Source organism: Cuniculiplasma thermophilum (assembly GCF_052315355.1).
Lineage (GTDB): Archaea > Thermoplasmatota > Thermoplasmata > Thermoplasmatales > Thermoplasmataceae > Cuniculiplasma.
This window is the reverse complement of record NZ_JBLSDF010000051.1, coordinates 1-9,434: the sequence shown is the minus strand read 5'-3', so window position 1 is coordinate 9,434 and position 9,434 is coordinate 1. Positions and strand designations below refer to the sequence as shown.

Here is a 9,434-nt window from a genome sequence, read left to right as displayed (position 1 = left end):
GTACAGGGTCAAGGCAATGTTCCTCTGCCTTGGCTACAATATGCTTACCCTACTTACGCTGAAAAAACAGGGTAAAGTAGCGTAAGCTATGGAAAAATAGTGAAAAACTGGGAGGAAAGGAATAAAAAAGAGATAAATTAAGAATCATCCACGCCTATTCTGACAGATTTCGGTAAAAAAGAGATTCATCCGGCGTTTCTACCTACCGGTGGCGAATAATTATGGGGATATTAGGAAACGTCTATAGTTGTTTCGTTGGATGCACTGAGTGATACTACATCCTAGGCGAGAGTGATTTTTGAGTATCCGCTTGCCTTTTGGACAGCTGTTACCTGTACTGAGAGAGAAGGCGAATTTGTAGAAGGATCGTCCCCGGTCGCCTTAAAGGTGACTGTATATGTTCCCGGAGAGACGCTTGATGCCACAGAAATATCTGCAGTCCCTGAAAATGTGGGATCTCCAGAGGGATTGCTGAGTGAAACACTTATACCTGTAGGTGAGGACGCGGTGATTTCAGTACCCCACGTTGTTCCTGAGGTTAGTGTGACAGTGTAACTCACAGATTGTGAACTACCCTGCTGTACCGTAATACTGCTCGAAGAGAGACTTATGGTTGAGGACCCAATGGAAGAGCCTGACGAGATACCTGTAAGGGACATAAAAAATATAATAAATAAAATATCAACCACTAATGTTTTTTTATTTATATTTATTATACTTAATTTTCATATTTAATAATTATTAACAGATAGAAACATTAAATAAGGAAAAACCACATCAAAGAATACATAAAAGATCTAAAAACTATAAATGAAAAAGGTCCACTATAATGTAATTAATTAGGGATTGTGGATGAAGTTACTATTTTCTCTCTGCCTGGTATCTTTTTAGCATCTTTATAAATGCATCGTATGAGAGAAGGGCGCATTTCTCCCTTGCAGGCCCAAGATCTATGCCCAAATAGGACAGTATATCCTCCTTTTTCATTTTGAGTACATCTTCGATTTCCCTTCCTGAAACTCTTTCAGAAAGTATAGATGCAGACGCAACGCTTATTAAACAACCTTTTGCCACATATTTAATATCCTTGATCTTCCCGTCGCCAAGTCTCAGATACATTGCTATTGTATCCCCGCATGTTGGATTTGTTTCCATAATATCCTCATCAGGATTCTCTATCTTCCCGAAATTTCTTGGCTCTTCGTAATGCTCATCTATAATTGCGCTGTATATTATGTCGTCACTCATCTTATCATCTTCTTTCCTATTTTTTCTATGGCTTCGAACAGGTGATCCACATCCTTCCTGTCATTATATATATAAAATGATGCACGTGCAGTTGCATACACCCCCAGAGATACTGTCTGAGGCATTGCACAGTGATGCCCCGATCTGAGTTCGACACCTTCAATCCTGTCGGCAAGGTGTGAAATATCATGGGGATGCACCTCATTCCCAAAGGGCTTTTCTGATTCAACATTTTTCTTCATATTGAAGGAATATATGCCACCCCTGATGTCAGGGTTCCTTGGACCGTAGGATATAAGGGACGGTATATTCAGCTCCTCTTCCCTCTGTAAGGTGTATGATATGAGGTCTTTCTCATGTGCCCTTATCTCTTCCATTCCAATTTTTCTTAAGAAATCAACAGCAGCTGAGAGACCTATGGCACCCTCTATGTTTGGAGTTCCTGCCTCAAATTTTTCAGGTATATCCGCAGCAATAAAGTGATCCTCAAAGACCTCCTTGATCATTTCTCCACCACCCATATAGGGGGGCATGTCCCCAAGAATCTCAGGGGTTCCCTCTAGAACACCTATTCCCGATGGCCCCAGCATCTTGTGGCCCGAAAATGCCATCAGATCACATTTCAGATCCTGAAAATTTACTGGCATATGAGGAACGCTCTGCGCCGCGTCCACTATAAAATATATCCCCCTGTCATGAAGGTTTTCTCCAATTTCACTTAGATCATTGATTGTTCCCAGAAGGTTGGAAACGTGAGTCAGGGAAACTACCTTTGTCTTTTCACATATATCCTTCTGAACATCATCCCATGTAATGGGACGATCTGTGTGGCTTTCCATCATTCTGAGTTTTATTCCAAATGTATCAGAGGCAATCTGCCATGGGACGATGTTGGAATGATGCTCCATTCTGGATACCAAAACTTCGAAATCCTTTCCTATCATCCTTGTGAGTGAGTTTGCCGCCAGATTAAGCGCTTCGGTTGCATTTCTGACGAAGATAGTCCCCTCAGGCTTTCCTCCAATGAATCTGGCAATATTCTCCCTTGATTTATTGTAAAGATCTGTCGCCTCTTCCCCTATCCTGTAAACCCCTCGATGTACATTTGAATTGCTGTTTTCATAAAAATTTACAATTGCATCTATTACTTCTTTAGGTTTCTGGGTTGTTGCTGCATTGTCCAGATACACTATATTTTCTCTTTCAAATCTCTCATAAATTGGAAAATGTTTTCTTATTTCTCCTGGATCAAGCATCATTTTGATCATGAATAAAATAAATAAAAAATCAGAGGCTTATACCTTCGGCATACTTTTCCACTGTTTCCTGGAACCTCTTATTCCTGCTTCTCTCAACAAGTGAGCCAATAAAACCACCGGTTATGAGATTTATTGCATCCTTATGGCCTATTCCCCTGCTTTCCAGATATAAAACCTGTTCAGAATCCACAGAACTGATTGCCGATGCATGCTTTGAACGTGTATTTGCATTTTTAATCTGTAAGCCCGGTTTTGAGTTTGCGTATCCATCCTTTGAAAGAAGCAGTATTCTGGAATCGTAGAAACCTGTTGTTTCAATACTTTCAGCTTCGATATCAACATTTCCCCTGTGTATTGTGGAACTCTTACCAGTCACAACTCCCCTTACCTGAACGTCAGCAGCGCAGTGCTTTCCAACTTCGAAGGTGTTGTCTCTTATATCTATTTCCTGTTCCCCATCGCTGAAACTTGCGCCGAACACTCTGTAATCCGAATTATCTCCCTCTTGATAAGATTCGTTTACAAATATTACCTTCCCTGAACCATGATTTACATGGAAAATCTTGAATGTTGTTTCCTTACTCTGGAATGTCCTGATGAATGTAAAATCGATTACAGAGTGGTTTTTGTCCTGAAGATAGTTGTAATCCACACTTGCACCCTGGTCGAGGAAAATGTAGGTTGCCTTTCCCTGGACACATCTTGAATTATCGTCCGATGCACTGAATATCTCCTCGGTTATGGTAACCTTTGAAAATGCACCAACCATTATCACGTTCTTTTCTGATCCGGATTTATTGGATTCCTCTGAAAGGATTGTTATTTCAGTTTTTACGTCCTTTCCTATGTTTATGAAATATCCTGAGGACCAGGAGGCATTTATGAGATATTCCTCCCTCTCCTTTCCCTTCTCTTCCCATACTTTTGCAGGAATATCTTCCAGGGACTCAGTGATGTTTTTCACCTTGACCCCATTTATTTCTTTGGATTTTACAAGAAAACCGTTTCGCAGCTGGATATCATAACCTTCCCTGATCACGGAATCTTCTCTTTTCCTGACACCCATGGCCATTTCTTCCAGATCTTTGTCAGTGTATTTCACATAATCCTTGACAGTTGGACTCTCCTTGTAGTTCCTTGCGGGAGTCCTCAAGAAGAGAAGGAAAGAATCCTGCCTGTAATTGTAGGCAGGATCCTTGAGTCTTGTTTTCAGAATTTCAGAGAACTGCTCCATGAAGTATCATCCCACTGCACCAAGCTTACCCATTTCAAGCTTTACAAGCCTGTTCATTTCTATGGCAAACTCCATTGGAATCTCTCTCATCACATCATCAAGGAAACCCAGGACGATCATTGATGAGGCTTCATCTTCTGAGAGACCCCTTGATCTGAGATATGTCAGTTCCTCAGTACCGATCTTTCCAACAGTTGCCTCATGTGAGAATGTTCCTGTGGGCTCGTATATTTCGTCATGAGGATATGTGTATGACTGGGATTGATCGTTTATCAGGAGTGCGTCACACTGGACTCTGCTTCTTGATTCAACCGCACCCTTGTTCATTCTCAGGAGACCCCTGTATATGGCCTTTCCGTCGTCTATGCTTATACTCTTTGCAATTATCTTTGAAGATGTGTGAGGAGCCATGTGGATTGCCTTTGCACCCGTATCCTTTATTGTTCCCGGACCTGCCAGTGATATGTTCAGGTTCGAGGTTGTGGCATGAGGGCCTCTCAGGTATGAGGATGGATATATCATTGTGACCTTTGATCCCAGTGATCCGCCAACCCATTCCATCTTGGCATTTTCATCGACCCATGCCCTCTTTGTTGGCATGTTGTATACACTCTTTGACCAGTTCTGGACACTTGTGTATCTGACATTAGAGTTCTTATGAGCATATATTTCCACAATGGCGCTGTGTAGTGAGTCCTTGTCCCATCTTGGGGCGGTGCAACCCTCTATGTAATGGACGCTTGAACCCTCATCACCAACCACTATGGTGTGCTCAAACTGACCAGTGCTTTCGTTATTCATTCTGAAATATGTCTGGAGAGGCATGTCTATGTGCACTCCTTTCGGAACATACAGGAATGAACCTCCACTCCATACTGCTCCGTTGAGAGCTGCAAACTTGTTGTCTGTAATTGGAACAGCCTTACAGAAGTATTCCTTTACCAGATCGGGGTGATTCTTCACAGCGGAGTCCAGATCCATGAAGACCACACCCTTATCCTCCCACACCTTTTTCAGGGAATGGTAGACACCTTCGCTCTCGTACTGTGCCACTGATCCTGCCAGATACTTTTGCTCCATCTCTGGTATTCCAAGCTTCTGGAATGTCTCCTTGATCTGGTCTGGAACGTCATCCCAGTTGTTTGCCTTCCTCTCATCAGGCTTATTGTAATAGTTTGTGTTTTCCCAGTCTATGCCTGATAGATCGGGGCCCCAGTTTGGCATTGGCTTTGACTGAAACACCTCGAGGGCCTTCAACCTGAATCTTCTCATCCAGTCCGGTTCCTTTTTAATCTCAGAAATCTCCTCAACCACTGCCCTGTTGAGACCTTTTCCTGTTGAGTATATTGGATTATATCTGTCATGGAATTCCCAGTCTGAACTCTTGGAATTCTTCAAGCCATCTAGCAATCTTTCTATTTCTTCTTCCTTATTTTCTACCTGTACTTCCATTTTTATCAGCTCCTTATCCAGTCATAACCCTTTTCCTCTATCTGTAGGGCAAGGTTCTTATCCCCTTCCTTTTCAATTCTTCCGCTAACAAGTATGTGCACAAAGTTTGGATCAATGTTTTTCAGTATTCTCTGGTAGTGAGTTACAATGAGGAAACCAACTTCACCACTGGCATATTCCATTATCTCGTCTGCCACAAGCCTCAGTGCATCCACATCAAGTCCTGAATCTATTTCGTCAAGAATGACTATCTTTGGCCTGAGTATGGCCATCTGCAGAATTTCGAATCTCTTCCTCTCCCCTCCGGAGAAACCATCATTTACAGACCTTGACATGAATGATTCATCGAGACCAACTTTCTTCAAATGCTTTTTAACATTATCGAAAAACTGTGTAACCGTTGTCTTGTCTTCTGGATGAAGCTGCTTGTATGCAGTTCTAAGGAATGATGATATTCTTACACCCGGTATCGCTATTGGGCTCTGAAATGCAAGGAATAGCCCTGCTCTTGCCCTCTCCTCCGGGGTCTTGTGTGTCAGATCAACCCCGTCCAGCATTATGGAACCACCTTCAATTGTGTAGTCCGGATGACCAATTAAAACGTTGCCAAGAGTGCTCTTACCGGCTCCGTTAGGTCCCATAAGCGCATGAATCTCTCCGCCTTTTACCGTTAAATTAACCCCTTTCAGGATCTTTTTGCCATCAATGCTTGCAGACAGATCCTTAATCTTCAATTCTACCATAATTCCAAATCAGTTTAGATTATTTAAACACTTTCATGTGTCTAAATGAACAAAACTTAATATATTGTTTTACATTAAACAGTTATGGATGTTAATTTAACAGCAAGTCCTTTACTGGGAGATGTGAAAACAAAGATACTTTTGTACCTTTCAGACGGCGAGAAAAGTATGGGGGGACTTTCATCCTATCTTATGATTAACAAAACTGCAGTGAAAGAGCATATGGAGACCCTTGAAAGAATGGGCTATGTAAGATCATTTTTCAAAAAGGAGAAGACGGGAAGGCCTTCAAAATATTATGAAATCACTAAAACTGGAATGGAACTATTCCCAAAGAAATATGCACAGTTAATGGAAGCTTTTATCTCTGAGGTCAGAGAAGAGTTCGGCGAAATGAAACTGAACCTAATTCTTGGAAAGGTTGCAGACCGGCTCATTTCAAAATCTCCTGTTCCAAATGCTGGAGATTTAACGGAAAGAGAGGCGAAGATAGAGAAACTCAAATCCTTTGTTGATACCCTCAATAATCTTGGATATTACGCAAGAATGGAGATAGATGGGGAAGTTGTCAGGATCATAAGGCACAACTGCATATTCTACGAAATGGCCAAGACAAGCGGAAAAGTTATATGCGACGTACTGGGCAAGGACCTCATAGAAAAATCAGGTGAGAAGAATTTCAGTATAGTGGAAAAATTTTCTGAAGGCGGCAACAGATGCGTTGTGGAAGTTGACCTGGACAATCAATAATATTAATTTACTGTAAATTTTCAATCATATCCTGAACTGTTTTTTTCAGATCATAACGTATGGCGAAATCCCAGTCGGATTTCGATTTTGTTATGTCAAGGGAGTGTGGCCAGGATTCTGCGATCTTTTGTCTGAAATCCGGTTTATAATCAACCTTAAAATTTGGTTTAAACTCAAGTATCTCTTTGTAGAGCTGTTCCGGCGTAAAGGTATAACTCATTACATTATATGCCGTTCTTACTGTCAACCGGCTTGGTTCTGTATGCATGAATTTGATGGTTGATTCCATTGCATCCTGCATATACATCATGGGCAAGGGAGTATCCTTCTCAAGATAACAAAGGTAAGATGAATTTCTGGCCGCGTGCCTTATCATATCAACTGCATAATCTGTCGTTCCCGCAGTTGGGGGTACCCTATAGCTTATCAACCCTGGATATCTAAGACTTCTAACATCCAGATCGAACTTTTCGTAATAATACTGAAATAGCATCTCGCCAGCTGCCTTTGTTATACCGTACATTGTGGTTGGAATTGAATCGTGTCTTATGGGTGCATTTTCCTTTGGTGCCTCTGGACCATATACACCGATGGTAGAAGGGATGAATACCTTATTTACGTTATACTTAACACTTGCATTTAGAATATTCATTGTTCCGGTTAGATTAACAGAATAGGCCAAATATGGATCCTTTTCACCTGATGCAGATAGTATGGATGCCAGATGATAGACCTGGTCCGGCTTGAATTTTTCAAAAATCTTTTCTGTAAGTTCCTTGCTTTTCACGTCCAGATATTCAAACTGCAAGTCACCTATGGACTGATTCCTTGGCGTTATATCTGTACACAAAATTTCTGCATCTATACTTGATTTAATGATTCTAATTAATTCTGCTCCAACTTGACCATTACTTCCGGTAATGAGGATTTTAATCATATGGACTTCATGGCAGGGAACTTAAAAAAATCATTGATCATGACTAGAGTTTCATATATAGGATACCTGTGACATCCTCCCTCTGCTATATGAGGAAATTCCATTTCAGCTATTTGAGTTACCATCGCTGGCAGAACCCATATCTTCGTGGGCGTGAATTTGGAAGTCCTCATCCCTACTTGATTCATTCCAAAATTCCGGATATTTTTGCGGTCTTCAAGGTCACAATCCATTGTGAGACCCCATACTTTGCATTTTTATATGAGATCTAACAGTCTGAGGCATTCTTGATGTTTGGAGGAGTTATGATCGTTGAACCATTTACATCACTTACACAAATATCAAATAAATTTTTTGAAGAATTATCCTACTGGTATGGCCTTTACAATAGAAACAGGGGGATTGAAAGAGTATTCATCACCAGAGTTTCCATAGAAATGAACATTGTCCGATGATTCATATAGGTAAACATCAAGAATGCTTCCATTATTTCCCCTCACGTTGTTTTCTATTGTTAAAGTGTCGAATGATACATTCTCATTCACAACAACTGATATAGATGTAAATGCAGCTGCGATAGATGCCATAAGTCCGATCTCTGCAAAGGCAAGTGTAACTTCATCAGCTAAGTCTTCAGCTGAACCTGCCAGTGGTATTAGATCCGTTACAGCGTTGATTGCAAAAGCCACACCAATAGCTGCAGTAAAAACCGCAAGTCCTCCTTCTACTTTTTGAAGGTAGTCATTCGCATTATTGGATTCGTTAGCCATATAGGAAATCTCAAAGCTGCTGTAAACATGACCGGCACCCAGTTGATATGAGTGACTGGGGGTAATCCCAAGCATATTGATCACAGTTGACCAGTAGTCTGCAGTTTTAGACGCATTTCCATTGTTGGCTATATCATAGGGGGCGATTTGCCTCAATCTAGGGTTATTTGCTCCTATTACTTGCATTGTTGTTACATTTGGACCTAACGTTGCAACACAGTAATAAGTACCATCATTATTCCTTTGAGTTGTAATGTAATATGGCCTGAATTCCAGGGCTTCAAAGGAGACGTTTGATATGTATTGAATTGACTGATTATATGGTGAATGAATAGAGTTTGAGGATGCCAAGCCACTGTAAGGAAGAGTAGCCTCATAGGAGGCGGTTGTAGACTGAAATGTACCTGATTGATTCTGTGTGTACTGTGCTGAATTGAATTTTAGAGTTGGACTTATTGTGGTACTTGTTGATGCAAAACTTGTTGATGTAAATAGAAACTCAGATTCTGAGGGTAAATTCATGCTTGAATAGAGAAGGGGAAGCATTCCTGTCCATGTTTCAATCCTGATTGTTTTATCAACAACAGATGGGGTGCACGGGTTTCCATTTCCATTCCATCCTCCACCAGATATCCCTATGAAACTCTTTTCTTTCAATACAGACACCGATCCTATGTCATTTATTCTTTTTTCAAAGACAGGGGCTGATAGGTTAAAATAGAGTGAGCCTGAAAGATTGAACGGATTCATTACTGCATCAGACTCGAATGAATAGATGGAATTAAATACAGGATTGAATGGGGAATATTCAATATTGTTGAAATAGTCAAAACCGTATAATGTGTTGTTTCTTATGTAGGAATAGGTTGCCTCCTCCATTAAAGATACCTTGTAATCCTTATTTTGAACCACATATCTCCATGCCTGTGCTATGTTTAGAAGGGAAGGGCTGTTGACATATCCTGTTATCATTCCATAGCTATCCGATCTCCCGTTGAAAACATCCACTACGTAAGGATTATCTGAAAGATTGTACGTTAT

The 9,434-nt window shown here is 40.9% G+C and carries 9 protein-coding genes; 1 reads left to right on the top strand and 8 read right to left on the bottom strand.

Annotated elements, in window-relative coordinates; all coding sequences use genetic code 11:
- Positions 1-281 precede the first annotated feature (281 nt).
- From ACNF42_RS08085 to sufC, 6 genes are all read right to left on the bottom strand, one after another.
- Positions 282-659, bottom strand: coding sequence for a hypothetical protein (locus tag ACNF42_RS08085; RefSeq protein ID WP_443340253.1), 378 nt, complete (start codon positions 657-659; stop codon positions 282-284).
- Positions 660-861: 202 nt separating this feature from the next.
- Positions 862-1,248 (bottom strand): iron-sulfur cluster assembly scaffold protein, encoded by a 387-nt coding sequence (locus ACNF42_RS08080; protein ID WP_443340252.1) that lies wholly within the window; start codon positions 1,246-1,248, stop codon positions 862-864.
- Positions 1,245-2,516, bottom strand: a complete 1,272-nt coding sequence (locus ACNF42_RS08075) for an aminotransferase class V-fold PLP-dependent enzyme (protein WP_443340251.1) — start codon at positions 2,514-2,516, stop codon at positions 1,245-1,247. The genes ACNF42_RS08080 and ACNF42_RS08075 overlap by 4 nt, the downstream gene beginning before the upstream one ends.
- A gap of 19 nt (positions 2,517-2,535) precedes the next feature.
- On the bottom strand, positions 2,536-3,741 hold the full coding sequence (locus ACNF42_RS08070; RefSeq protein ID WP_443340250.1) for a SufB/SufD family protein: 1,206 nt from the start codon (positions 3,739-3,741) through the stop codon (positions 2,536-2,538).
- 6 nt (positions 3,742-3,747) lie between these two features.
- Positions 3,748-5,193 (bottom strand): Fe-S cluster assembly protein SufB, encoded by a 1,446-nt coding sequence (gene sufB, locus ACNF42_RS08065; RefSeq protein ID WP_443340249.1) that lies wholly within the window; start codon positions 5,191-5,193, stop codon positions 3,748-3,750.
- Positions 5,194-5,198: 5 nt separating this feature from the next.
- Positions 5,199-5,936 carry a Fe-S cluster assembly ATPase SufC gene (sufC, locus tag ACNF42_RS08060; protein ID WP_443340247.1) on the bottom strand — a complete coding sequence of 246 codons (738 nt, stop codon included), beginning with the start codon at positions 5,934-5,936 and terminating at the stop codon, positions 5,199-5,201.
- 84 nt (positions 5,937-6,020) lie between these two features.
- Between sufC and ACNF42_RS08055 the strand changes: the two genes are divergently transcribed.
- Complete coding sequence (locus ACNF42_RS08055) at positions 6,021-6,686, top strand: helix-turn-helix transcriptional regulator (RefSeq protein ID WP_443340246.1); 666 nt, start codon at positions 6,021-6,023, stop codon at positions 6,684-6,686.
- A gap of 7 nt (positions 6,687-6,693) precedes the next feature.
- On the opposite strand, the gene ACNF42_RS08050 is transcribed toward ACNF42_RS08055, so the two are convergent.
- Together ACNF42_RS08050 and ACNF42_RS08045 are read right to left on the bottom strand one after the other, a co-directional pair.
- The gene (locus ACNF42_RS08050) at positions 6,694-7,623 is read right to left on the bottom strand and encodes an NAD-dependent epimerase/dehydratase family protein (RefSeq protein ID WP_443340245.1); all 930 of its coding nucleotides are present in this window, start codon (positions 7,621-7,623) and stop codon (positions 6,694-6,696) included.
- Between the two features lie 362 nt (positions 7,624-7,985).
- A partial coding sequence (locus tag ACNF42_RS08045; RefSeq protein ID WP_443340244.1) for a hypothetical protein occupies positions 7,986-9,434 on the bottom strand: 1,449 nt, incomplete at its 5' end.

What these genes read in the sequence shown, in the direction of transcription:
- ACNF42_RS08085 (WP_443340253.1), bottom strand. Translation starts at nt 659, where the DNA reads ATGTCCCTTACAGGTATCTCGTCAGGCTCTTCCATTGGGTCCTCAACC.
- ACNF42_RS08080 (WP_443340252.1), bottom strand. Translation starts at nt 1,248, where the DNA reads ATGAGTGACGACATAATATACAGCGCAATTATAGATGAGCATTACGAA.
- ACNF42_RS08075 (WP_443340251.1), bottom strand. Translation starts at nt 2,516, where the DNA reads ATGATCAAAATGATGCTTGATCCAGGAGAAATAAGAAAACATTTTCCA.
- ACNF42_RS08070 (WP_443340250.1), bottom strand. Translation starts at nt 3,741, where the DNA reads ATGGAGCAGTTCTCTGAAATTCTGAAAACAAGACTCAAGGATCCTGCC.
- sufB (WP_443340249.1), bottom strand. Translation starts at nt 5,193, where the DNA reads ATGGAAGTACAGGTAGAAAATAAGGAAGAAGAAATAGAAAGATTGCTA.
- sufC (WP_443340247.1), bottom strand. Translation starts at nt 5,936, where the DNA reads ATGGTAGAATTGAAGATTAAGGATCTGTCTGCAAGCATTGATGGCAAA.
- ACNF42_RS08055 (WP_443340246.1), top strand. Translation starts at nt 6,021, where the DNA reads ATGGATGTTAATTTAACAGCAAGTCCTTTACTGGGAGATGTGAAAACA.
- ACNF42_RS08050 (WP_443340245.1), bottom strand. Translation starts at nt 7,623, where the DNA reads ATGATTAAAATCCTCATTACCGGAAGTAATGGTCAAGTTGGAGCAGAA.